16 protein-coding genes are annotated in these 24,279 nt (G+C 71.9%); 4 read left to right on the forward strand and 12 right to left on the reverse strand.

All coding sequences use genetic code 11. The annotated features are described in order from the left end of the window. Nucleotides 1–506: 506 nt before the first annotated feature. From ACQEVC_RS37610 to ACQEVC_RS37655, 10 genes are all read right to left on the reverse strand, one after another. A complete protein-coding gene (locus tag ACQEVC_RS37610) occupies nt 507–971 on the reverse strand; it encodes a hypothetical protein (protein ID WP_432887888.1) in 465 nt (154 codons plus the stop codon). Between the two features lie 242 nt (nt 972–1,213). After that, nucleotides 1,214–2,533 (reverse strand): ABC transporter permease, encoded by a 1,320-nt coding sequence (locus ACQEVC_RS37615; protein ID WP_432887891.1) that lies wholly within the window; start codon nt 2,531–2,533, stop codon nt 1,214–1,216. Then, a complete protein-coding gene (locus tag ACQEVC_RS37620) occupies nt 2,530–3,348 on the reverse strand; it encodes an ABC transporter ATP-binding protein (protein ID WP_432887894.1) in 819 nt (272 codons plus the stop codon). Before ACQEVC_RS37620 ends, ACQEVC_RS37615 begins: the two co-directional genes overlap by 4 nt. Further along, nucleotides 3,345–4,373 (reverse strand): efflux RND transporter periplasmic adaptor subunit, encoded by a 1,029-nt coding sequence (locus tag ACQEVC_RS37625; RefSeq protein WP_432887897.1) that lies wholly within the window; start codon nt 4,371–4,373, stop codon nt 3,345–3,347. Before ACQEVC_RS37625 ends, ACQEVC_RS37620 begins: the two co-directional genes overlap by 4 nt. A 256-nt stretch (nt 4,374–4,629) precedes the next feature. Beyond that, the gene (locus ACQEVC_RS37630; RefSeq protein WP_432887900.1) at nt 4,630–6,189 is read right to left on the reverse strand and encodes a glycosyltransferase family 39 protein; all 1,560 of its coding nucleotides are present in this window, start codon (nt 6,187–6,189) and stop codon (nt 4,630–4,632) included. A gap of 194 nt (nt 6,190–6,383) precedes the next feature. Continuing rightward, nucleotides 6,384–10,484 carry a Pls/PosA family non-ribosomal peptide synthetase gene (locus tag ACQEVC_RS37635; protein ID WP_432887903.1) on the reverse strand — a complete coding sequence of 1,367 codons (4,101 nt, stop codon included), beginning with the start codon at nt 10,482–10,484 and terminating at the stop codon, nt 6,384–6,386. After that, nucleotides 10,481–11,848 (reverse strand): diaminobutyrate--2-oxoglutarate transaminase, encoded by a 1,368-nt coding sequence (ectB, locus tag ACQEVC_RS37640; RefSeq protein ID WP_432887906.1) that lies wholly within the window; start codon nt 11,846–11,848, stop codon nt 10,481–10,483. Before ectB ends, ACQEVC_RS37635 begins: the two co-directional genes overlap by 4 nt. 302 nt (nt 11,849–12,150) lie before the next feature. Further along, a complete protein-coding gene (locus ACQEVC_RS37645; protein ID WP_432887909.1) occupies nt 12,151–14,523 on the reverse strand; it encodes a DUF6351 family protein in 2,373 nt (790 codons plus the stop codon). Nucleotides 14,524–14,695: 172 nt separating this feature from the next. After that, nucleotides 14,696–16,753: a hypothetical protein gene (locus ACQEVC_RS37650; RefSeq protein WP_432887912.1), complete on the reverse strand. Its 2,058-nt coding sequence runs from the start codon at nt 16,751–16,753 to the stop codon at nt 14,696–14,698. Next, entirely contained in the window at nt 16,734–16,931 is a 198-nt protein-coding gene (locus ACQEVC_RS37655) for a hypothetical protein (protein WP_432887915.1), read from the reverse strand. Before ACQEVC_RS37655 ends, ACQEVC_RS37650 begins: the two co-directional genes overlap by 20 nt. A 143-nt stretch (nt 16,932–17,074) precedes the next feature. Between ACQEVC_RS37655 and ACQEVC_RS37660 the strand changes: the two genes are divergently transcribed. The 3 genes from ACQEVC_RS37660 to ACQEVC_RS37670 all read left to right on the forward strand — a co-directional run bounded on the left by ACQEVC_RS37660 (nt 17,075) and on the right by ACQEVC_RS37670 (nt 19,711). After that, on the forward strand, nt 17,075–17,956 hold the full coding sequence (locus ACQEVC_RS37660; protein ID WP_432887918.1) for a helix-turn-helix domain-containing protein: 882 nt from the start codon (nt 17,075–17,077) through the stop codon (nt 17,954–17,956). Then, nucleotides 17,949–18,152, forward strand: a complete 204-nt coding sequence (locus ACQEVC_RS37665) for a DUF397 domain-containing protein (protein ID WP_432887921.1) — start codon at nt 17,949–17,951, stop codon at nt 18,150–18,152. Before ACQEVC_RS37660 ends, ACQEVC_RS37665 begins: the two co-directional genes overlap by 8 nt. 326 nt (nt 18,153–18,478) lie before the next feature. Further along, entirely contained in the window at nt 18,479–19,711 is a 1,233-nt protein-coding gene (locus ACQEVC_RS37670; protein WP_432887924.1) for an RCC1 domain-containing protein, read from the forward strand. Between the two features lie 204 nt (nt 19,712–19,915). Here the strand turns inward: ACQEVC_RS37670 and ACQEVC_RS37675 are convergent, their stop codons facing one another. After that, nucleotides 19,916–20,689: a group II truncated hemoglobin gene (locus ACQEVC_RS37675; RefSeq protein ID WP_432887927.1), complete on the reverse strand. Its 774-nt coding sequence runs from the start codon at nt 20,687–20,689 to the stop codon at nt 19,916–19,918. A 97-nt stretch (nt 20,690–20,786) separates the two neighbouring features. Here ACQEVC_RS37675 and ACQEVC_RS37680 point away from each other — a divergent pair, with 97 nt between their 5' ends. Further along, entirely contained in the window at nt 20,787–21,104 is a 318-nt protein-coding gene (locus tag ACQEVC_RS37680) for a winged helix-turn-helix transcriptional regulator (RefSeq protein ID WP_432887930.1), read from the forward strand. 191 nt (nt 21,105–21,295) lie between these two features. Here ACQEVC_RS37680 and ACQEVC_RS37685 read toward each other — a convergent pair whose 3' ends face one another. Continuing rightward, nucleotides 21,296–24,202, reverse strand: a complete 2,907-nt coding sequence (locus ACQEVC_RS37685; protein ID WP_432891924.1) for a DUF5682 family protein — start codon at nt 24,200–24,202, stop codon at nt 21,296–21,298. Nucleotides 24,203–24,279: the final 77 nt, after the last annotated feature.

The raw sequence follows: 24,279 nt of genomic DNA on the forward strand, positions 1-24,279 counted from the left end.
GAACACGTCCGGACCTCTCCGGCACGGCACAGGCTACCGGGCATCGCAGGCCAGGTGGATACCCCCGGGCGTCGAATCGCGCGATGATCGCACAGTAACGCGGCCACCAGTTCAGGGCCGGACGACCATCACCTGCGGATTGATCGGAACCGAATCGCGCAGATGTCGGTTGATCTGCACGATCTAATAGTTGATCTCGTCGCGATTGCGAGCCGGATCGAGTGCCGCGCAGCGACTGGAAGCAGGAATGACAACATCCCGACAGATCCGTGTTGGGGTGCGAAAACAGGGAATCGATCTCGACCGCTCAGCGGAGTACGATCCACATCGCCCGGTTGCCAGCAACGTCGGCAATCCCCCGGTTGCCGCGACCGTTCGAGGTCGCCCAGATCCCGACAACGCGCCCGGAACGGCGCCGTCTCGATTCGGCGATCAGTCGCTCCCGGTGTCACCCGGCCGCGCCGGCACCCGCATCGCCGAGGCCAGGTATGCGGCGGCCCGGCGCGCTACTCGTGCCGGCTGACACCCTCGGAGTGCATGCCGGTCTGCTCCTCCAGCGGGTTGTTGCGGAGGTCGTCGAGCGCGGTGTCGTCGGGAAACAGCCGGCGCCCCGGCCCCGGCTCGGACGGGGCACCGCCCGGTCCCGCTTCCGGGGTACGGGTCGGCTCGACCGGTCCGAACCCGTGTTTGCCCGCCCCCTGTGCCCACGGTTGGGGCGGCTGCGCGTCGGCCCGCCGCTCGCCCCGTCGCGCGGGTGGCAGGCCGGTCTCCTCGCTCCCCTCATCCAGCGGCGAGTCCTGGGATTCGCCCCACGGCGCGTCCCGGTCCTCGGTGCCGCCGGTGGTCCCCCACGGTCGCACCGACTGCGGGCCGCGCCCGGGCCCGTCCGGGGCGGCCGGAACGCCGTCCGCGTCGTCCGGCTGGATCTGCCCGCTCGGGTCCTGGTCCACCGGTCGCCTCTTCGCGCTCATCCCCACCACCCCCGCTGCCCAGTCGTCCCCGCCGGGCCGGCCCGGTCGACCCGGCACCGGCGGGTGTGCGGTTCCCGGCCCAGGGCAAGACATGCGGCCGGCCGGGAAGGTATCTCCGGTCGACCTGCCTCGGGCAGTGCCCGGGAGCCGCCGCCGACGGCGGACGACGACAAAACCGGGTTGGACGCGCCTGGAAGGGGTATAGCCGGCTACCCGGTGGTCCCGGTCCGGCCGCCCCCGGGTCAGGCCCGCATGACGGTCGCGATCGGGATGCGGGCGGCCCGGATGGCCGGGATGAGTCCGCCGAGCAGCCCGGCCACCAGGCCGGCGATGACGCCGGCGACTCCCGCGCGCCACGGGAACACCATGTCTTCGAGGAACGGCGCCTGGTCGGCGAAGAGGGTACCGGCCACGCTCAGGGCGAGCGCGGACGCCCCGATCGCGGCGGCCGCGGTGAGCAGGCCGGTGAGCAGGGTCTCGGCGAGGACGATGCCGGCCAGCAGCAGCCGCGAGGTGCCGAGCGCCCGGCGCAGCGCGAACTCCTCGACCCGTTCTCCCACGGTCGCCAGCCCGACGTTGAGGATGCCGGCGACCCCGATCAACAGCACCAGGCTCGCCATGCCGAGGAAGATCCACCGGATCAGCGCCAGGTCCCGGGCGATCTCCTTGCGGGCCTGGATCGTCTCGAAGTGGATCTGGTCCGCCGGTATCCCGGTCGCGGTGATCCGGAGCACCAGCAGCCGTTCCAGCTCGCCCGCCGTCGGAGCCATCATCACCTGGAGACCGGGACTGAATTCGCTGGGGCCGGTCGCCGGGGGCATCCAGTTCGCCAGTTCGTCGGCCCGGGAGTAGGCGACCGGTTGCGGGTTGCCGTCGTCGACCACGCCGATGATCCGGGGCGTCGGGTTGGCGGTCGCCCCGTCGATGCGCATCTCGGCCGGTACCTGGTGCCGGTTGAAGCCCTTCGCCGCCTCCAGGTTGAGTACCAGCCGGGGCGCCAGGGACGGCGCCGAGGTGAAGTCCAGCCACTGCCCGGAGACCCTCCGGAACGGCTTGAACTGGCGGATGTCGCCGGTCAGCGTGTTCAGGGTCAGCTCGATCGCCTGCCCCGGTACGGGTGTCCCCGCGTCGCCGCCGGGCGAGATCGACCGGCAGCCGTACTGGTCGCAGTACACCGGGCCGCCCGGGCCGCCGTAGCCGCCGGCCTGGTCGAACGGGGCTCCACCGGGGTTGATCGGGGCGACTCCCGGCTCGCCGATGATCGCCTGTCGGGTGGAGATCGCCACCGCGTCCGGCCGGTTCGCCAGGGTGTCATTGCTGACCCGGACGCTCTCCGGACTTGCCGGCAGGTACGCCTGGCGGGTGCCGTCCTTGCCCACCTGTACCGCGAGGTTGGCCAGTTGGGCCCGTTCGAGGGTCTCGGCCCCGGCCTGCACCACCACCACGGCCAGTACACCGAGGAAAAGGCTGACCATCGACAGGAAGGTACGCATCTTGCGGGCCCGGATGCCCTGGACGCCGATGATCAGCGCGGACCGGAACCGCCCGGAGAGCCGGATCACCGGGTCGCCCCGTCCGGCGCGGCGATCGGAGCGGTCCCGGACGGGGCGGCCTGGGTCGCGGCGGCCGGATCGGTCCAGGGCGTGCCGGACCCGCTCGCGGCGGACTCCGGTGTCCACGCCTCGTCCGGGGCGGTGGTCGCGGGGTTGAGCACCCCGTCGCTGAGCCGCAACACCCGGCGCATCTTGTCGGCATGGTCCCGGTCGTGGGTGACCAGGATCAGCCCGCAGCCCCGGTCGGTGGCCGAGCGCATCACCTCGATCACCAGGTTGCCGGTCTCGGTGTCCAGCGCGCCGGTCGGCTCGTCGGCCAGCAGCAGGCGTGGTTCCCGGACCAGGGCCCGGGCCACCGCCACCCGCTGCTGTTCGCCGCCGGAGAGCCGGGCCGGACGGTGCTTCGCGAGGTGGGCGATGCCGACCTGGTCGAGTGCGGCCATGGTGCGGGCCCGGCGCTTGCCGCGGGATAGCCAGCCCTGCCCGTTGACCAGGGCCATCGCCACGTTCTGCGCGGCGGTGAGGTGCCCCAGCAGGAAGAACCGCTGGAAGACGAAGCCGAATTCGGCGCTGCGCAGCGCCGCCGCCCGGCGTTCGGGCAGTCGGGTGATGTCCCGGCCGCCGAGCAGGTAGCGACCGCCGTCCGGACGGTCGAAGAGGCCGATCAGGCTGAGCAGGGTGCTCTTGCCGGAGCCGGACCGGCCGAGGATCGCCACGCTCTCTCCACTCTCGACGGTCAGGTCGACGCCGTCGAGGATGGTCCGTGGCTTCTGCTGTCCCTTCAGTGTCTTGGTGATGCCGTGCAGTTCCAGCAGCGCCGTCATTTCCCGCCCATCGGGTCGGCGGGGCCACCCGGCTGTGCCGGTTTGGCCGGCGGCAGGTCGGGGCCGGGTACGGCGACCGTCTCGTCACCGGTCAGCCCGGACGTGATCTGCACGACCTTGCCGTCGCTGAGCCCGAGCACCACGTCCCGGGACTCCCGGTTGCCGTCCGGGCCGACCACGTCCACCTTGCCGCGGCCCTGACCGCCGGCAACCGCCTCGACCGGGAGCACCAGCGCGTTCCTGGCCCGGGCGGTGACCACCTCGAGGGTGGCGGTGGCACCGTTGATCAGTTTGACGTTGGACGGTGCCGTGCAGACCACCCGCATGCCGGTCGGCTCGGACGGCTGGACCGGCTGCCGGGGGTCCGGTGGCGGGCCGACCGGCACGACCGGGGGCGCCCCGGGGCCGGTCGACGGGCCGGTCGACGGTTCCGGTGCCGGCGGGTCCGGGATCGTCCCGGCCGGCAGCGCGGCGATGGTGCCGAGGACTTTGCAGGCGAACGGGCCGGGGCCGTTCTTGATCTGGGCCTGCACGGTCGCCAGCGAGTCCGAGATCTGGTACGCCTGCGCGCCGTCGATCTCCGCGACCAGCCCGTACCCGATCCGCTTCGCCGACACCACCGGCATCCCGGCGGCGACGTTGGACCGGTCGTCCACCAGCCGGCCGGTGAAGACGGCACCGGCCGGTACGTCGACCCGGTGGCTTCGGCCCTTCGCCCAGATGCTGGCCACCCGCGTCGCCTTGGTCGGCGTGCTCTCCGGCGGCTCGACGTCGCGGTAGCGGATCTGACCGGTGACCGGGGCCACCACGCCGAATACCGGGTTCATGGTGACCTTGCCGGCCAGGCTGACCCGGTTGTCGAGATCCTGCCGGGCCGGCTTCGCCGTGGTCATGGCGGTGCCCCGGGCCGCCAGACCGGGGGTCCGGGCCTCCGGATCGGACTCGCTGCAAGCGGCACCCGCAGCGACGAGCAACACGAGCACGCACGAGCGCAGCAGCGAACCTTTCGGTAGTCGCCCTCGCACCGGCACCCCTCACTGACGTAGTCCCGGACCGACACCTGACAAGACGCAGCCCGCCGGTCATCGGTTGCCCTCGGGACGGGATGATTTCGCGACAAACGACCGGCAAGTGGCGGTGCGGTGCCATCCGCACCGCTACCGCCGTATCAAACCAGAACGGCCGCCGGGGCACTGCCCCGTGTCAGCCCCGGGCCGGCGCCGGCAGCAGCGGGCGGCCAGGTCAGCTCGACGGCACGAAGCGCCCCCACCACCCGCACAGTCAGTCGAAGTGCCGGATCCGGGGCCACAGCTCGGCCCAGGCCAGCCGGCGGTCCTGGCACACCACGATCGGCACGCCCTGCTCCTCGTTGTCGACCCCGACTCCGTTGTCGAGCCGTCCGGCGATCCGGCACTCGCCGAAGAATCGGCGGAGTTCGCCCACCTCACCCACCCCGACTCCCACCAGCACCGTCGCCGACTCCGGCGGCGGGCCGTAGTAGCCCAGCTCGTTGTGTCCACTGTAGATCGGGGGAAGCCGGTCGGCGCCGAGCCGGGTGAGCGCGCCGGCCTCGCCGTAGTTGGCGGTCAGCACGACCGCCGCGGCCCGGTCGGCGGGCGGGAGTTCGTCGTACGCCCGGACCACCTGGTCGACGTAGCGGGGCCAGCCGACCGAGTCGGCGGCGGTGACGTTGATCCCGGGCACCGGCGAGTCCCCGAGCACCTCGACCGGAAGCAGCGGCAGTGCCATTACCGCGCTCGCCAACGCGTTGACCAGGTACGCCGCGCCGACCACGGACGCGCGCAGCCGCCGTCGCCCCCGCCCCAGCCAGTCGGCCACCACCACACAGCCGGCGGCGAAGAGCGCGCCGAGCAGCCCGTACGAGTAGTAGTGCTGGCCGCCCGACACCAGTACCAGTACGCAGACCACCAGGTACGCCACGGCGAGTGCGCGTACCGGCCGCCACGGTCGGCGACGCAGCAGCCCGACCAGGCCGGCGAGCCAGACCGCTGCCAGCGGTGGTCCGATCAGCAGGAACTGGAAGGGCACGAACGTGCTCCGCGACTCGGCGCCCCTGTCGTCGGCGAGCGCCGTGGCCATGTCGGCCTGGGGCAGTTCGTGGGTGAGCTGGTAGACCAGGTTGGGCGCGCCGATCAGCAGGGCGAGGGCAACACCTGCCCAGAGCCAGCGACCGGCCAGGATCCGGCGCGGTCCCACCGCCAGCAGGCCGGCGCCGAGCCCGATCAGCAGCAGCACCACGAGCAGTTTGTTGTAGAGCCCGATCCCGAGTACGGCTCCGGCCGCCAGCCACCAGCGCGGCTGGTCGCGCAGCAGTGCCCGGGCGGCGCAGAGGACGATGCCGAGCCAGACCACCAGGTCGAAGCCGGCGGTCAGCAGCACGTGTCCGAAGATCAGCGTGGTCGCCCCGGTGCCCAGGCCGAACGCGGCCAGGGTCTGGGCGAGCGCGCCGCCGCCGAGTTCCCGGGCGAGCAGGGCGGCCAGTAGCAGCGCCGCCAGCACGAAGAGGGTGGCCGGCACCCGCAGGCCCCAGAGCGAGCCGCCGAAGAGCGCGTCGGCCAGCCGGGCGATCGCCGGGGTGAGCGGCGGCTGGTCCCGGTAGCCCCAGTCGGGGCGGAGCATCAGGAAGTAGAGCTCGTCGCGGTGGTAGCCGTAGCCGCCGTTGGTGGCCAGCAGCAACGCGGCGACCAGGCCGGCGACGGCGCCGAGCGGTCGCCAGGCGATCGGGGCCAGCGCGCGGCGCCCGCCGCCGTCGGCCGCGGTCCTTCCGGGTACGTCCGGCGGCGCGGCGGTCGCGGCGGGCCGGACGGCGTGCTCGGTCATGGGTCGCCCCTCCCCTGGCGGTGCCGGCGACCCGCGACGCGAGCCCGTGCCGGCCAATGCATAACGGTTAGAGTTTAACCGTTAGGTATCGGCTGTCAACGCGCTCCGACCAGGACGCCGGCCAGGACGCCGACCAGGACGCCGACCCGGACGCCGACCACGGCCCCGTCCACCGTGGCCGGGCCGCGTCCCGGCTACTGCGCCGGCCGGCCGCCGATCCCGGCGGCGCCCGGCCCCGACACCTGGTGGGCCGGGTTGCCCCGCCAGACGGTGCCGGCCGGCAGGCTGCTGCCCTTCATCACGAACGAGTCGGGAGCCACCACCACCCCGTCGGCCAGCTCGACGCCGTAGTGCACCAGCGCGCCGGTGCCGACCGAACAGCCGCGACCGAGCCGGATCCGGTCCGTCTTGAACGTGCCGTCCTCCAGCGAGTGGGAGTGCAGCGTCGACCCCTCGCTCAGCGTGCAGTGGTCGCCGATCCGCACCAGGGTCCGCTCCGGTATCCCGCAGCCGTCGTCGAAGACCCGCCGGCCGACCCGTACGCCGTGCAGGCGCAGCAGCAGCGGCTTGAGCGGGGTGCCGTTGAACAGGCCGAGGTGCCCGACCCCGGTGAGCTTCCAGTACCGCTCGTGCCGCCAGTACCGGGGATCGTAGATCGAACAGTGCAGCGGGCGCAGCCGGCGGAAACCGAGGCAGAGCCAGTCCAACAGGGCCGAGTAGCCGACGATCAGCAGCATGGCGAGCAGCAGCCCGGCGCTGAACGTGAACAGGTTCGGCCGGGCGCCGTCGTGGATGCCCTCGACCCGGACCACGACCTGGATCGAGAGGTAGAAGAGCAGCCAGCCGCTGAACAGATAACAGCCCATGGTGCGCAGGTTCGATCGGTTCTTCCGGGACAGCCGGCGACGGAACTCGTCCCCGGTCCTCAGCTCGTCGAAGCCGGCGTCCCGGCGTACCGACCGGGGAATCTCGAACGGCGGGGAGCCCAGCAGCCCGACGCCGGACCGGACCGGGCCGTCGACCGGCACCATCACCTTCGTCGCCAGCAGGCAGTTGTCGCCGACCCGCGCCCCGGCCGGAAAGACGACCCGGTTGCCGAGGAAGTTCTCCGCGCCGACGGTGACCCGGGACAGCGCGAACGAGGTGGGCGAGTACCGGGCGTTGCCCATCGACAGCCCGTCGGAGACCAGCACCCCGCCGCGCACCTCGCAGAGGAACGGCGTGTCGTGCCGCTGCCCGCAGCCGAAGTTCGAGCCGGTCTGCCGTACCTGCCGGAACCGCCAGCCGATCGCCCGGAGGTAGCCGGTCACGTACGAGCTGTCCCCGAAGAGGAGGTTGAAGTACGGGACGTTGCTGAACCGGGAAACGGTCTGGAAGCAGATCCACCGCCAGCCGTAGAGCGGATAGGCCCGGTCGGCGGCGAGGAAGAGGTTCGCCAGCCGGGGCACCGCGAGCACCAGCAGCGCGCCGAGCAGGATGCCGCCGACGAACATCAGCAGCGATCCGGAGACCGTACTGATGTCCAGCGTGAAGGCGAGCGCGGCGAGTACGACCAGCAACTGGGTGTCGACCACCACCCGGCCGACGAGCTGGCCGGCACCGTAGACGCCCCGGCGCACCGCCGCGCAGTGCCGGGGCTCCGCCACCGGGTTGCCGCTCCCGCCGGGCACCGCCGGTGACCCGTGGAACCGCGCTCCGGCCGGTACCACCTGCCCGGCACGCGGCGACGAGGCGTGCCCGAGGTGCGCGCCGTCGCCGAGTACGGTGTCGAGGTCGAGCACGCTGCCCTCGCCGACCTGCACGTTCCGGCCGAGCCGGACCGGGCCGGTGGTGATCCAGCCGGCCTCGGCCCGGTAGCCGAGGATGCTCACGCCCCGGCCGACGACCGATCCGGCGCCGATCTCGATCAGGTCGGTGCAGACCGGCACCGACCGGGACAGCACCAGGGCGCCCGGGCCGATCTTCGCGCCCAGCGCACGCAGGTAGAAGTTGTAGACCGGCGATCCGACGAAGAGGACCAGCGGGTTGGCCCGGATCATCCGCTTGACGACCCAGAAGCGGAGGTAGCGCAGCCCCCAGATCGGAAAGGTGCCGGCCCGCCACCGCCCGACCAGCAGCCACTTCAGCGCCACCGGCAGCACCGCCAGCACGCCGAACCAGGCCGCCCCGAAGCTCAGCGACCGCAGCGCGACGTCGCCCGCGCCGACGCCGTCGGTGATCCAGGTGTACCCGGCGAGCGCCACGGCGGCGAGCAGCACGAGGTAGCCCAGCCCGAAGAGGGTCTGCAACACCCCGCAGCCGTACCACTCCAGGTTGCTCGGCACCCGGTGCGCCGGGCGCGGCGGTTCGGGTGGCGCCGCCGGGGTGTCCGCCCCGACGACGGTGGCCAGGGCGCGCACGGTCGGGTGCAGGTACACGTCCTTGATCGAGACGTCGGCACGGAGCCGTTCCCGCAGCCGGGTGCAGTACCGGGACATCACCAGCGAGTCGGCGCCGAGGTCGGCGAAGAAGTCGTCCCGGACCGAGACCCGGTCCACCCGCAGCAGGTCGGCGAGGAGTTCCGCGAGTGCACCCTCGGTCGGCCCGACCGGGGCGACCACCGACGTCGTCGGCAGCGCACGCGGCCCGGACGGGGCTGGCAGGCGCTTGCGATCCACCTTGTCGCTGGGCAGCGTCGGCAGCTCCGGCAACTCCTCCAGATAGGCCGGGACCATGTAGCCCGGCAGCCGGGTCCGCAGCGCGGCCAACGCCGCCGCGCTGTCCAGCGCCGCCGCACCGGCCCGCCGGGTGTAGAAGGCGGCGAGTTCGACGACGCCGGGCTCCGGCTGGTACGTCGTCACCGCCGCCTGGGCCACCTCCGGCAGCCGCAGCAGCACCGACTCGATCTCGGTCAGCTCGATCCGGTACCCGCGCACCTTGACCTGGCTGTCGATCCGGCCCAGGTAGTCGAGCTGCCCGTCCGAGGTGATCCGGCCGAGGTCCCCGGTCCGGTAGATCCGTCCCGAGGGATTGTCCGGGATCCCGATCGGGTCCGGGATGAAGGCCCGGGCGGTCAGGTCGGGCCGGTTGACGTACCCCGGAGAGAGGCCGACCCCGGCGATGCCGATCTCGCCGGTCCGGCCGACGGGCAGGACCCGGTGGGCGGAATCCAGGATCACCACCGAGTACGTCGGCAGCGGCACCCCGATCGTCACCGGCCGGTCCGGCTCCAGCCGGGTCCAGGTGGCGGTGACCGACGTCTCGGTCGGGCCGTAGACGTTGAGCAGGGTGCGGCCCGGCCGGTGCCACCGCTCCACCAGGTGCGCCGGGCATGCCTCGCCGGAGACCAGCACGAACCGCAGCTCCGGCAACTCCTCTTCGATCGTGGCCAGCAGCGTCGGTACGCAGCAGAGCGCGGTGACCCGCTGCCGGGCGAGGAAGCCGGCCAGGTCGCTGCCGACCAGCGCCCCGGGCGCGGTACTCGGCACCAGCGTCGCGCCGGAGACCAGCGGCACCCAGATCTCCTCGACGGAGAAGTCGAAGGCGATCGTCATCCCCTGGTAGACGCGGTCGTCCGGGCGCAGCCCGTAGCACTCCACAGCCACCCGGACGAAGTTGCAGATGTTCGCCTGGTCGATGGCGACGCCCTTGGGCCGGCCGGTACTGCCGGAGGTGTAGATGAGATAGGCCAGTTCGCCCGAGGTCGGCCCGCGTTCGTCCGGCGCGATCCGGTGGTTGGGGTACCGGTCGAGATCCGGGTCGGTGTCGATCCGGATCACCGTGCCGGTGGCGCCGTCGACCCGGTCGGCCAGCGTCGAGAGCGTGACGATCGTCCCGACGCCCGCGTCGGCGACGACGAAGCCGATCCGGTCCGCCGGGAAGTTGGCGTCCACCGGGACGTACACCGCGTGGATTTTGGACACCGCGAGCATGGCCAGATAGGCGAAGGCCGACCGGTCGAGGAGCAGCCCGACCCGGTCGCCCGGTCGCACGCCCCGGGCCAGCAGCAGCCGGCCGAACTGATTGGCCCGGGCGTCGAGTTCGGCGAAGGTCAGCCGGCGCTCGCCGTCGTCCACGGCGAGGTGCCCGGGATCACCCTCGGCGGCGAAGCGGTCGCAGCGCTGCTCGAAGAGGTGGTGCAGGCGGTCACCGGGTCGCCAGCGCACCCGGTTGTCCGCGCCCGGCGCGGTCAGCACCAGCCCGGTGTCGGCGCCGTACGCCGGAACGTCGCCGGACTCGGGCCGGGCGGCCGGGACCGGGGTGCGGGGCGCGACGGTGGGAGCGGCACCCGGCGCCACCGGTGCCGGCCCGGTCACGCCGGCACCAGGCCGGAGGAGCCCCACACGTCCCGCTCCGACCCGGCGGTCGGCTCCGCCGGGTCGTCCTGGTCCGATCCGGCGACCTGTGTCGCCGCGGCGCGGGTCGCCGCCAGCAGGATGTCGAGGCCGTTGTCGAGCAGCTCGTCCGGGGTGGTGAGCGGCGCCAGCACCTTGACCACCTGGTCGTGCGGGCCGGCGGTCTCCAGCATCAGGCCGTCCGCGAAGCAGCGCCGGCTGATGGCCGAGGCCAGCTCCCCCGAGCCGACGTCGACGCCACACATCATCCCGCGCCCCTTCAGCACCGCGCCCGGCACGGCGTCGGCCACCTCGGCCAGCCGGCGCGCGAGCAGGTCGGCGCGGCGCGCCACGTCGGCGGTGAAGTCGTCACCGGACCAGAACTTCGTCAGCGCCACCTGCGCGGTGACGAAGGCGTGCGCGTTGCCCCGGAACGTGCCGTTGTGCTCGCCGGGCTGCCAGAGGTCGTACTCGGGACGGATCAGTACCAGCGCCATCGGCAGGCCGAACCCGGAAATCGACTTCGAGAGCACGACCAGGTCCGGGACGATCCCGTACGGCTCGAAGCTGAAGAACGTGCCGGTACGACCGCAGCCCGCCTGCACGTCGTCCACCACCAGCAGCGCACCGCTGCTGCGGGCCAGCTCGGCGATCCGGCGCAGCCAGCCGGCCGAGGCGACGTTCAGGCCGCCCTCGCCCTGCACGGTCTCCAGCAGGATCGCGGCGGGCGCGTCCAGCCCGCTGGACGGGTCCCGCAGCATCCGCGCCAGCAGGTCGGCGGTGTCGATCCCGGCGCCCTGGTATCCGTCGTACGGCATCCGGGTCACCCCGGGCAGCGGAAGCTGCGGGCCCACCCGGTGGTACCGGTTCCCGGTCGCCGCCAGCGCGCCCAGCGAGACGCCGTGGAAGCCGTTGGTGAAGGCGACCACGTTGGTCCGCCCGGTGACCTTGCGGGCCAGCTTGAGTGCCGCCTCGACGGCGTTCGCCCCGGTCGGGCCGGTGAACTGCACCCGGTGGTCCAGACCCCGGGGCAGCAGTACCAACGACTCGAACGCGGTGAGGAACGCGCCCTTGGTCGCGCTGGACAGGTCGAGGCAGTGCGACATCCCGCGCTGTTCCAGATGGGCGATCAGGGCGTCCCGCATGTCAGGGTCGTTGTGCCCGTAGTTCAGCGAACCGGCACCGGCGACGAAATCGAGGTACTCGCGGCCGGTGACGTCCCGGACCACGCTTCCCTCCGCCGTGTCGAATACGCAGTCGAATTGGCGGCAGTAGCTCCGCACCGCCGATTCTCGACGCTCGAATATCTGTTTCTCATCCGCGCCCGCCGCTCCGCGCACCGTCATCGCTCCTTCTGCGCCGCGCCCGATGGCCTGGTCGGCCGCAGCCGCCAACCAGGACCGGAACTGTCAGATGTCTGTACGTCCAACCGGAGAACGGCGTCCGGGACACGGCGGTGATTGGCGGCGATGTCAATTGGTTGGATTGCCGACTCAACGCTTGCAGTACGGACGGCTGGCCGCCCTGATACGTGATGGCGTTTCGGCGACGGCAGCAGCCACGAGCGATTTTCCGACGGCCGGGCAGGGCACGGCGCCGGGGGCGTCGCGGCGTGTCGGCCGGCAGGCGCGGAGCGTGGGGTCCCGGGTCAGCGGTAGTCGCAGACCCCGGTCGGGAAGATCTGTTCGAGGCGCCGCCGCTCGGCGTCGGTCGGGCGCCACGAGCCGTAGAGTCCCCGGGCGGTCGCCACCCGGACCGGCTGCCGGTCGCAGGCGTAGACGCCGCCCTCGATCGGACCACCGGCGACGGTGCGCGACGTGCCGTAGAGCGGGAACTGCCGGGTGCAGGGGCCGGCCGGCCGGTTGTCGAGGATGCCGTCCCAGACGTGGTCGCCCCGTGCGATCTCCGTACCGGTGGTGCTGAAGCAACGGTCGACGGCCAGCGCCGGCTTGTTGCCCTGCACGCCCCGCCACGGCCGGCTACGCAGGTTGGCCATCCAGTCGTCGATCACCGCAAGCGCCTCCGGAGTCTGGTCGAACGCCTCGGGCGGCCGGGCCTCGGTGAACCAGATGACCTGGTTACCGGCGTTCCGGTCGTGCTCGCGCATCCGCTGCCGCGACGCGAAGGACTGGTGCGAGTTGTGCATGTCCAGTTGCTCTTCGAGGTAGTGCCGCCAGTCGATGACCGGAATGTCGATGTCGCCGGTGAAGACGATCCCCGACCCGTACGCGGCCCGGATCGCCTGCCGGTCACCCGTGGTACGCGGTGCCGGTGTCCGGCCGCCGTCCGGCGACAGTCGCATGTTCCGGGACGACCACGGGTCGAACTGGGCCGGGTCGGCACAGGCCGTCGGGGTGAACGGGCAGCCCTCCTGCACCATCTCCGACTGGGGTTTCCAGGAGCCGACCCGAGCGTTCAGGTCGAGGAACTCGGCCGGGGTGATCCGGCCCGAGGTCAGCGCCGACAGGCCGTACTGGACGCCGACGTTGTCCCAGGTGGATCGGGCGTACCCGTCCGGGCCGGTGCCGTAGATGTTGACCAGGTCGCCCCAGTGCGACCACTGCACCGTCCCGGCCACACCGGGCGGGTCCATCTCGGCCCAGAGCGGGTCGCCGGGCGACCAGCGCGGGTTGAGTGCCAGCGGGGTCAGGCCACGCCAGCCCTCGACGCACTCGGTGGACCCGGGCGCACCGCCGAGGTACGGGTTCGGCACCGTCGCGCTGGCGTTCATGCCGATCAGCCAGGTCCGGTTCTCCCAGTCCCGCCACTTCGGGTTCGCGCTGTCGGTGACGTCCATGTAGTGCTCAAGCAGCTCGCAGTCGCCGACGTGGATGGTCTGGGTGGCCATGTCCGGGTACGAGTACTGCGGTATCGCCGCGTCGATCACCCGGTTGCCGTAGTTCTGGCCGTAGACGTACTGCTGGAGGCCGCCGCCGGAACCGCCGACCCCGACGGTGTAGAGCGGGACGCCGTACTCCTCGACGAAGTGTTCCTTCAGCATCAGCGCGGTCTCGCCACCGAGCACCAGGTTGTAGTGGGTGGCCGTGCGGGTGCCGGTGGAGTAGAGGACGGCGTAGCCGAGCGAGAGTCCCTCGTGGTAGAGATGCCCGCCGGGAAGCCGCCCCTGGTCGTGCCCGATCGCCACCCCGCCGTCGAAGCGGTAGATGACCCGCCGGTTCCAGTTCGCCTCCAGCACCGCGATCGAGTAGACGAACCGGTTGATGGTGCCGCGCTCCCGGCGTACGACGTAGTCGACGGTCCGGCCGTCCAGGGTGCGGGTGGTGGTCAGGTCGGCCGGCCGGGTCCCGTCCGGCGGCATCGGCTTGAACGTCCCGTCGGTGGCCCGGTAGAGCCGGTCGGTGACGGTCGGGGCGGCACAGTCCCGGCTCCAGCCGACGACCTCGCCGTCCGGGCCGCGTACCCGCATGCCCTGCCCGTCCTGGTTGTCGACCAGCGGTGCGCCGAGCCCGTTCTGCTCGGTCCGACAGAGGAACGGGTACTGCGGCGGCCCGGAGAAGATCGGACCGGAGACGGGATGGTTGCGGACGGCCAGCGTCGCGGTACGGGCCGACCGGGCGCTCGCCCGGAGCAGGTTGGCGCCGTCGCGGAGCCCGTCGACCACCCCGTGCAGCGACCGGCCGTCGACCCGGAACGCCCGGGTGACGTCGGTGCCGTTGCGGGTGACCCGGACCGTACGCGGGTCGATCCGCCCGTCGAAGGTGACCCGGACCAGCGCGTCGCCACCGCTGACCTGGTCGGGCCGGCTGGAGAGGATCTCGATGTCGAGCCGCTGCCCGGTGGCACCGGTCCAGCCGGCGGCCGGCGTCGCCGCGCCGACGGTCAGGACGACCGTCAGGGCCATCCCGAGCCCGCCGGTGACAGCCCGCCGGGTGCGGGGCCTGGCCGACACCCCGCCGGCCCCGATGCGCGGCGCGGACCGGCTCCATCGGCCGGGCCGACCGGTGTGGACGGTGCTGTCAGCGGCACGCCGACGGCGAGCGAGGAACCTGAACACAGACATCGGTCTCTCCGTTTCATCCCGGAGCCCCGGATGGTGGCGAGCATCGACGATGTCACGAGGATCGTTTGGTTGTCGAGATCGGAGTCCGGGCCGTGGCCGCCCGAGGTCGGACGTCGGCCGGCACGGCGAGCGGTGACGCAGGCCGGCACGGCGAGCGGTTCCGTTCGCCGTACTATCGCGGATCGACCTGGTCCCGCAGCTCGGTCGTCCGGAAGCCGGACGGACCGAAGCGGACGGTGACCCACCGCCCGGGATGGTCCGCGCCGAGCCGGCGGAGCATCGGCTCCGGGTCGGCGATCGGCTCCGACATTCCGGAGCACGGCGTCGGGATCGATCGGGTCGGTTCGTCCGGTACCGCCTCGGCGAGCACGCTCGCCAGGTAGTCGAGGGCGTAGGCGATCGCCCCGGCCAGGGTAGGCCGGCTCGGGAAGGCGACCTCCGCCGCTGCTACCCGCGCCGGGCCGGCAACGGTGATCTCGACGCGCCAGCAGAGGCCATGGGGCCGGAGCGGGTTGTCGGCGTGCGACCCGTCGTCGCGTACCGAGACCTCGACCGCCAGGCCGAGGGCGAGGGCGAGCCGGATCACCCGCGGCAGTGCCGGCACCTCGGGTGGCGCGGCCGACACGATCAGCCGACCGCCGGGTCTCCCCCGGCCGGCCTGGGCGAGATACCGGGTCAACGGCTCGACCCCGGTCACCTGACCGGAGACCAACCCATCGCGCAGCTCGCGATCGACCGGCCAGCCGCCGTCGACCTCGGTGAGGTCCTCCGGCCGTACGCCGAAAGTGGCGGCATGTCCGGCCAGCCGGAACCGGTCGGGTAGCTGGGCCACCGGAGTGCCCTCGGAGCTGAGTCCGACCGGCGACGCGGGCGCGGCGTCACCAGCCCGCCAGGTCAGGTGGGTGACCTGGCCGGCCAGATCGGTGAGGGTGACGACCAGTCCCTGGTAGATCCGGCGACTGCCCCGACAGGTGTGGCAGCTCGACACCCTGCTGCGCAGGCCGCTGCCGCCGCAGCCGGCACAGTCCGGATCGGCTGCGGAAGCGTCGACGGCGCACGGACAGGCCCACTGCCCATCGGCCGGTTCGCACTCCGGGCAGGGGGTGTGCGGGATCGTGTCACCCAGCCAGGCCGGGTCGGGCGGTTCCCAGCCCCGCCGCAGCAGCTCGGTACGCCGGTGTACGAGTTGCCCGGTCTCCCGCTCGACCAACCGATCGCGGTGACCGGCGACCCGCAGGCTGCTGTGCCACCAGTGCCCGTCCCGCCAGATCGCGCACGCGCCGGGCAGCGGCTCTCCGGTGCGCAGGTCGGTGCAGTCGGCGATGACCCGACGCTCGATCTGGGCCAGGTCTCGGGCCGGACCCGGCCCGGGGTCGGCGGTCGGGACGAGATAGCGGGCGGGCGCGGTTACTCCGCGCGCCGCGAGCCCGGAGATCGCGTACGCGGCGGTGACGGCGCCGAGCGCGTCGGCCAGACTTGCGGCGGTGCCCCGCAGGTTCGCCGGCACCGCCGCCCCGGGCAGGTCGAACCGGACGTCCCAGAGCAGGTCGTCGTGGCACAGCCGACGCGCCTCCAGCACCAGGTCGAGACAGAGCCGGTCGGCGAGGGCGCGGAGCTGGTCGAGTCTCCGCTGCGGGGCGACCGGCGGCGGGGCGACGCTGCGACCGAGGAACACCTGCCAGCTCTCGCCCGGATAGCCGGCGATGGACCGGCCCTCCAACGCCGACCGCTGGTCGTCGGGAAGTTCGGGGCTCCACTCGTCGGGCAACCGCACCGCGACGGCTCCGGCCGGCTGCCCGGAACCGCTTGCCCAGGTAACCACGCCGCCCGAACAGCTCACCCAGGTAGCCGCGCCGACGGCCTCGGCCAGCTCGCCGACCAGGGGCGACAGCGGCAGTTGCCAGCCACCCTCGGACGCCGGGCGGGGCGTGACCACGCCCGGGACGACGCTGGCCGAGGCGACCTCGCCGGTGTCCAGGTTGGCCACCGTCAGCACGAGCTGCGCCCGCCGCTCCCCGCGCTGCCCGCACCGCTGGCAGGGGCGGCCGACCCGGCCGAGGCCGCGACAGACCCGGCAATCCCGGTACGGCCCTCGGGGCGCCGGCTCGTCGGTGACCAGGAGCCGATCGCCGTACTCGACGCAGGCGCAGGCGGTGAGGATGAAGGTCAGCCCGTCGCAGCTCGGGCAGGTGGTGACGAGGGCCCGGTCGTCAGTGCTCGGCCGGGTCATCGTCGTACATCCCGAGCGGGCCGGTTTTCCGCCTGTCCATGTCGGTCACCGCGGTGGCGGCGGGCGGAGTGGATGTGACAGACAATTGCGCGCACGACAGCAGCATCCTTTCGCCGATGATTTGTCGGCCGGCACGACAGCCGATGCGAGAGACTGTTTGGACGGTCGTCTTTCGCACGCCATCTTGTAGCCTGTGCGGGGTGGCTGGCAACCAATTCTCACGAGAAACGGTCGGCAGCCATTGACTTATTTGTGGGGAACAGATAGACGTTTCACCGGAGGCGGCAGGATGTTGCAGAATCGACCGTGGGGAGTGATCACATGACCGAGGACATGGGCTCGACCGTGCCCCGCCGCCAACTCGGGCGCACCCTCAAGCAACTGCGTACCGAGGCCGGGGTGACCCTGGACGGGACGGCCGACGCCCTGGAGTGCAGCCGGCAGAAGATCTGGCGGATCGAAAGTGGACTCGGGGTGGTCCGCGGGCTCGACGTCAAGGCGATGTGCGCGCTCTACGACGTCCGGCCGGATCTGGTCACCGCGCTGGTCGGGCTGGCCAGCCAGACGAAGGCGAAGGGTTGGTGGCACGCGTACGGCGACGCCATCCCGGAGTGGTTCGAGTTGTACGTCGGCCTGGAATCCGCCGCCTCCCGCCTCCGCTTCTTCTACGACGCGATGGTGCCGGGCATGCTCCAGACGAGGGACTACGCACTGGCGGTCTATCAACACCGGCTGACGATGAGTGAAGAGGAGCGAGACCGGCTCGTTGATGTTCGACTGCAACGACAGTCTCTGCTAAACCGTCGCCTGCCATCCCCGCCCAAGGTGGAACTGATCATCCACGAGGCGGCCCTGCTCCGGATCGTCGGCAGCCGCGAGACGATGGCCGCCCAGCTCCGTCATCTCCTGAGGGTCGGTGCGCGACCCAACGTCTCTGTCCGAGTGCTGCCGCTGACCGTCGGGCTGCACTACGGCGCGGTCGCGGGCACCTTTGTAATGCTGAACTTCCCACTGGGTAATCGAAACACCTCGGAGCCACCCGTCATCTACTGCGAGTCACTGACCGGGGCTCTCTATCTTGACCGGCCAAGCGAGTTGGCCGCCTACGAGGCCGTCTGGAGCGGGCTGAACACCCTTGCCCTGGATGAGGGACAATCGATGCACATGATCGAAAAGATCGCCGCGGAGGTCCATCATGGCTAACCTGACAGGCGCCGAGTGGCGCAAGAGCACGCGCAGCGGGGACAACGGCGGCGAGTGTGTCGAGGTCGCCGACGACCTGCTCGGCGTCGTCGCCGTACGCGACAGCAAGGATCCGGGCGGACCGGTGCTGATCTTCCCGCCGTACGCCTGGTCCGGCTTCATCGCCGGAATCAGGACCTCGACCCGCATCCCCTGACCGCCCGGTCCGCCATGCCCCGGTCGTCACCCGGCGGCCGGGTCGGTGCCGGGCCGCTCCAGGGCGGCAGCCGGAGGTGACACGGCGTGAGCTGCCTTCGCCAAGACCGGGTCGAACAGCGACCGACCTGAGTGTCCGATCAGCGGACGAACGGGCGAAAATGCAGACCTGCGGCTCCATATCCCACGGAACTGCTCCACGGATTCGACATTGTCTCTAGTCAATGACGAAGATCGATGCTATGAATTGGTGAGTCGCTGCCGACCCCACCAGGGCAATGCCGCCTCCACCGTCCAGGCACCGACATCGTCAAGGGAGAGCAGTACGTGAACGCAAATCAGGATGGTTGGACACCGGCTCGATGGCGGCGTGCGACGAGAACCATCATCGCCAGGGCGGCGATATCCACCGGAATCGCCGCGCTCGCCATTGGAGTCACGGTAGGCGTGGCTGCCGCAGGGGTCCGTCCGGCCGAGCGTGGCCCACTGAACGCCGCGCTCGCCGCCCCGGCGGTCTCCAGCGTCGCCGCAGGTTACGCGCAGACCTGTGCGATCGGTACCGACGGAACGCTCTGGTGCTGGGGCGGCAACTACAGCGGCCAGCTCGGTGACGGCACCACCACGAGCCGGAACACCCCGGTACGCATCGGCACCGCCACCACCTGGTCCAGTATCGACGCCGGCCACAGCTACACCTGTGCGGTACAGACGGACGGGACGCTGTGGTGCTGGGGCCGCAACTCCGACGGCCAGCTCGGCGACGGCACCACCACGAACCGGAACACCCCGGTACGCGTCGGCACCGCCACCACCTGGGCCAGGGTCAGCGCCGGCACCAGTCACACCTGCGCCGTCCGGACCGACGGCACCCTGTGGTGCTGGGGCATCAACCGTAACGGGGAGCTGGGTGTCGGCTCGTCCGTCTCCAGCACGACCACCCCGATGCAGGTCGGCACGGCGACCAACTGGGCGAGTGTCACGACCGGCCGCGGGCATAGCTGCGCCGTCCGCACCGACGGCACCCTGTGGTGCTGGGGTGACAGTTCGAGTGGACAGCTCGGTCTCGGCACCCTGAGCTACCGGACGACTCCGACCCAGGTCGGCACCTCGACGTGGACCGGCGTGACAGCCGGGTACACCTTCACCTGCGCGGTCCGCGCCGATGGCACCCTCTGGTGCTGGGGTGAGAACGGGTACGGACAGCTCGGGGTCACCGGCCCCTACCGGACCAGCCCGATCCAGGTCGGCACCGCCACCACCTGGGCCCGGGTCAACACGAGCAACGACGCGCCGTGCGCGGTCCGCACCGACGGCGGCCTGTGGTGCTGGGGAAACAACACGGCCGGACAACTCGGCGACGGCACCACCACCCACCGGTTCGCCCCCACCCGGGTCGGCACCGCCACCACGTGGACCGGCGCCGTCGTCGGCAGCTATCACAGCTGCGGGGTCCGCACCGACGGCAGCCTGTGGTGCTGGGGGAACAACACGTCGGGACAGCTCGGCGACGGCACCACCACCCAGCGGTCGACCCCGGCGCAGCTAACCCTGCCGGGCTGACCGTAAACCACCGCACTTCGACGCCATGCCGTCGACCTGTACCGCTGATCCGCACGCGGCGAGCAGGTCGACGGCATGGCCGTGGACCGGTCGTCACGCTCCCGGCGGAGTGGCGGGCAGGAACAGTACGGCGATGTCGTCGAAGCGGACGACGACGAGCGCGCCCACCAGAGCCACGCGCCCACCAGAGCCAGCGGCACGGGCTCAGCCCTGGTACGGCGCGGCCACGCCCCAGCCCCAACGCGGTACCGGTGCCTCCCGGACCGGGTCCGAATCGGGTTGGGAGTTCTGTAGTGCCAGCCGGGTACCCCACTCCAGGTAGCTGGCGAAGGCCGCACGGAACTCCGGATCGTCCGGGAGGCCGACCTCGTCGGCGGCGTCCGTCATCAGGTTGACCCACCGTCGGCGTTGTGCCTCGCTGATCGCCCTCCCGAGGTGTTTGCCGAGCATGTGGTGGTAGCCGCCGCGTCCCTCGGTGTAGGCGGTCGGTCCCCCGAAGACCTCGGCAAGCCACAGCGCCACGTACCGGGGGTGCTCAGGGTCCATCCGCGCGAACATCGGCGCGAGCAGTTCGTCCGCGCGGACCAGCCGATAGAAGGCGTCGCACAGTTTCGCGAACGCGTCCGAGCCGCCGGCCCACTCGTACAGCGACGGCGGTACGGATGGGGCGGCGCCGCCGGAGCCGACGACCGGGGTGCCGCTGTAGTGCCGCATCTCCTCGATGTCCTCGACATACGGCCTGATCTCGGCGAGGAACTTCGGAAACAGCGGGCCGCCCCGGAACTCACGCAGGTGGTCGTCCGTCGACGTCCACCTGATCCGCAGCACATAGCAGGCGGGATCATCCAGACAGCGGCTCAGCTCGTAGTCCACGCACTGCGGCGCCGTACGCAAAAACTCGGCAGCCCGCTCGTACGCCGCCTCGAACCCGCCCACCCGCTCCGGCGGTACGCGGTACCTGATGTACTCGATCACCATGAACAGAGCCCAGCATCCGGACCAGGAAAGGACAAGTACGCACCATTCGGTGCGTGCTTCGACGGGCCCTTCGACGCGCAAGCAATACGGCTGCCCGGTGGAACTCGCCGTCGATGTCATCGGCGCCAAATGGCGACCGGTGATCCTGGCCCATCTCAAGGAGGGCGTACACCGGTACGGCGAGCTACGCCGCCGAATGCCCGGGGTGAGCGAGAAGATGCTGACCCAGCGGCTACGCGAGTTGGAGGCCGACGGACTCGTCGTCCGCGACGACCACGGCACGAACCCGCCGCACGTGGAGTACCGGCTGACCGAGGAGGGTCTCAGTCTGGCACCGGTGCTTCAGGCGCTCTACGACTGGGGGATCGCGCGGGCCACGCGTACGGGCGCGGTCGTCGGAGAACCAGCTCGGTAGAGGCCGCGCCCCTCGTCGCCCTGCCGGTGGCCGTGGTCAGAACGTCGAGGCGGTGGCCGCTGTTGGCACTGGGCCGTTTCGCGGCCGCTGCAGCCGCCAGGAGATCGAAGCGGCTATCGTCACTGCCGTTCGATCGGCTGGCAGCTACAGCGGCCGTATCGACCACCGCTATCACGTCCTCCGGCACCGGTTCACCGGGGGCCGGCCGTCCCGGCGAGCAGCTCGGCGACGGCGGACGCGGTCGCCGGATGCGCATCCAGCAGCAACGCCCCCTCGCTCGACCCTGCGCCGGCCGAAGGCGACCCCGCCGGCTGCCAGCCGGCATCGCAGCCGAGCAGCTCGGCAACGGCGTCGCAGGTGCCCGGGTGGTCACGGAGCAACCCGACCACGGGCCCGCAGGACGACGACACCGGGCTCCCACCCACCCCAGCGCCCGGCACCCCGGGGTCGGGCGTAGGCGCGTCGGCCGACCACGGCGGCACCCAGGCATCGAGCGCGGCGAGACCGGCCGGGAACGTCCGGCCCGCCTCCCGGACCAGCAGCGGAACGAGTTCCCGCCCCTGCTCCCGCAACGTCGTGATCAGCTTGGGCAGCCAGGGCAGCAGCACCGGATCGGGCAGGCGGGCGAATGCCTCGGAGATCACCTCCACGACGACCGGGGCCAGCGACGGCACCGGCTCCAGCGCCTGCACGAAGCCGCTCAGATAGTGCGGGAACGCCGGCACGACGAGCGGATTCGTCAACAGCTCGACGCAGCGCGACCGGAGCTGCGCCACGGTGAGCAGCCCCAGTTGGGACTGGGCCGCCCAGAGCAGCGCCACCTTCGCCGGAGCCTCCGGATGCGACTGCCGCACCGCCAGCTCCAGTTGGGCACGGTCGCAGCCGAGGGACAGCGCCAGGCTCTCCATGGAGAAGAGGAAGCCGAGCATCGCACCGACCTGGCGTACGCCGGTCTCGTCGTCCACGAACGCGGTCGGCAGCAGCGTGCAGTAGTGCGCGTACCCGGTGGTGACGAAGGACTCGCACCAGGCCGGCAGCTCCGGCTCGGTGCTCCGGTAGTGCGCCAGCAGCCGGCGGATCCGGCGCAGCACCTCGGGCGCGTCGTCCACGGTCCGCTCGGCGGAGAGCAGTTCGACTGCCCGCCCACCGAGTTCGTCGACGAACCGCCGGCTGGGCAGGAACAGGATCGCGTCCTCCACCGCCGCGAGCGCAGCCGCGGCGGTCGCGTCCGGCGCCCAGACCGAACGGCGCAGCCGCTTCTCCAGCACCTGCTCGACGGTGATGCCCTCGTAGCCCAGCTCGATCACCGCGCGCTGGTGCCGGCCCAGGCCCAGATCCCAACTCTCCTGGATGGAGCGCTCGCCGAGCCGCCGCTCCCCCATGATCGGGCGGACGACTCCGTCCGGGAGCAGCCGGTGCAGCACCCAGAGTAGGTCCGAGCAGGGCGCCAGCTCCGGGCGGGCGGTCAGGTCGAGCAGGGCCCGCTGGATGGTGCGGGTCTCCAGGGCGAGCCCCAGCGGCGCCAGCCGGTCGAAGACGTCCCGGGCCAGCGGCGGCAGGGCGTCGTATCCGACCTGGCCGATCCGGTCGCCGCCGAGCAGGATGTCGCAGAGCCGGCGTACGTCCCGCCGGCCGGGAACCACGTCCTTCTCGATGCAGGTGACCGCCGCGTCCGCGAAGTCGTATGGGGTGGGCCGGGCCCGGTTGCGGATTCCGGCCAGCAGGATCGAGGTCTCGAAGACCGCGATCGCGTCGGCGGTGCTGGCCAGGTAACCGTTGCGGCGGGCCAGCCGCACGATGTCGACGCACCAGCCGAGCAGCTCCGCCTCGTCGACCTCGTCCAGCACCGGTGGCCGGGACAGGAACCCGGAGAGCCGGTCGGTGACCGGCGCCGGTGCCGCCGGTGCCGGAAGCTGCTTCTTCGCCCTGCCCCGCTTGCGGCCCCCCGGCTGCCCGGCGAGCTGGTACGGCGTGACGCCGCCCCGGCCGACCGCCTTGGTCCAGCCGGCCTGGGCGATCGACACCGACCCGGGGGCGAGGTCGAACTGCCGCTCGATCGCCGAGTGGCTGGACGGGATGAGCCCGTACAGCCAGCGGGTGGCGGTGCGTGGGCTGATCTCCCAGTCGGGCGTGCCGGGTGCGGTGCCGAACTCCTCGACCGGGCTGGCCGCGTGGAAGGCGCCGCAGACGTACAGGCAGCGCGACCGGTCGACGCCGGTGGCCGCCATGTGCTGGCGCATCCGGGTCCACATGTAGCGCTCGCGGTCGGAGTCACGGTCGTCGTGACCGGGGCCGGCCGGCGGACGCAGTCGCCGGAACAGGCTGCCGATCAAGACCATCACCTGCCGGTACGTGTCGTAGTCGGCGTCGGCGAGGGGCTGCTCCACGTACTGGTCCCACCACTCGGACCAGTGCCGCACCTTGCCGTGGTGCAGCAGGTACGACCGGAGTTCGGCGAACCGGGGACGCAGGTCGCCGATGCCGATCCCGACCGCCTCGCCGTGCAGAGCCGCCTCCTCCGGCGGCTGCCCACCGGCGTCATCCGGGGCAGCGTCGGTGTCGGCCGACTCCGGGCCGGCATCGGGTGCCGGATCGGGCGACTCGGTGGGCGTCCACTGGAAGACGTGGTCCGCCGACCGGTCCACCAGGACCAGTTCGACGTCCGGGTTGTCCAGCGCGTACGCGATGGCCTGGTATTCCGCCGACGCCTCGCTGATCGGTGCGACGATGTTGAGCGGTGCCCAGGCCGACGGGAACCCGTCGAGCTCGGACGCGAACGCCTGCAACGCCACCGGCAGCCGGCAGTTGCGCAACTCCTCCAGCAGCGGTCGCAGGTCCTCACACAACTCCAGGTAGATCACCGCGGGCTGCTTCTCCCGCAGCCGTCGGGCCATCGCCAGTGCGGAGGCGGGTGAGTGGTGGCAGACCGGGAAGATCTCCAACTCCTCCCCCAGCGCCCGGTCGACGTCGTCGACGATGCCGGTGAGGATGTCGGCCACGGCGTCCGGACCACCGGCGAACGCGGTCGCCGCGCCCTGTAGCTGCGAGCGCAGCGGAGCGAACGTGCCCGCCGACCGGTCGGGCCGGTCCGGCGGGATCGGTCGGGCCGGGAACTCGGCGCCGGGAGCGCCGGCGACGGTGCTCGTGTCGGCGTGGCCACTCACGTCGGCATGGC

Origin of the sequence: Plantactinospora sp. CA-294935, from assembly GCF_050936445.1 — a bacterium.
In the GTDB taxonomy this organism is placed as follows: Bacteria; Actinomycetota; Actinomycetes; order Mycobacteriales; family Micromonosporaceae; genus Plantactinospora.

What these genes read in the sequence shown, in the direction of transcription:
- ACQEVC_RS37610 (WP_432887888.1), bottom strand. Translation starts at nt 971, where the DNA reads ATGAGCGCGAAGAGGCGACCGGTGGACCAGGACCCGAGCGGGCAGATC.
- ACQEVC_RS37620 (WP_432887894.1), bottom strand. Translation starts at nt 3,348, where the DNA reads ATGACGGCGCTGCTGGAACTGCACGGCATCACCAAGACACTGAAGGGA.
- ACQEVC_RS37630 (WP_432887900.1), bottom strand. Translation starts at nt 6,189, where the DNA reads ATGACCGAGCACGCCGTCCGGCCCGCCGCGACCGCCGCGCCGCCGGAC.
- ectB (WP_432887906.1), bottom strand. Translation starts at nt 11,848, where the DNA reads ATGACGGTGCGCGGAGCGGCGGGCGCGGATGAGAAACAGATATTCGAG.
- ACQEVC_RS37645 (WP_432887909.1), bottom strand. Translation starts at nt 14,523, where the DNA reads ATGTCTGTGTTCAGGTTCCTCGCTCGCCGTCGGCGTGCCGCTGACAGC.
- ACQEVC_RS37650 (WP_432887912.1), bottom strand. Translation starts at nt 16,753, where the DNA reads ATGACCCGGCCGAGCACTGACGACCGGGCCCTCGTCACCACCTGCCCG.
- ACQEVC_RS37660 (WP_432887918.1), top strand. Translation starts at nt 17,075, where the DNA reads ATGACCGAGGACATGGGCTCGACCGTGCCCCGCCGCCAACTCGGGCGC.
- ACQEVC_RS37665 (WP_432887921.1), top strand. Translation starts at nt 17,949, where the DNA reads ATGGCTAACCTGACAGGCGCCGAGTGGCGCAAGAGCACGCGCAGCGGG.
- ACQEVC_RS37675 (WP_432887927.1), bottom strand. Translation starts at nt 20,689, where the DNA reads ATGGTGATCGAGTACATCAGGTACCGCGTACCGCCGGAGCGGGTGGGC.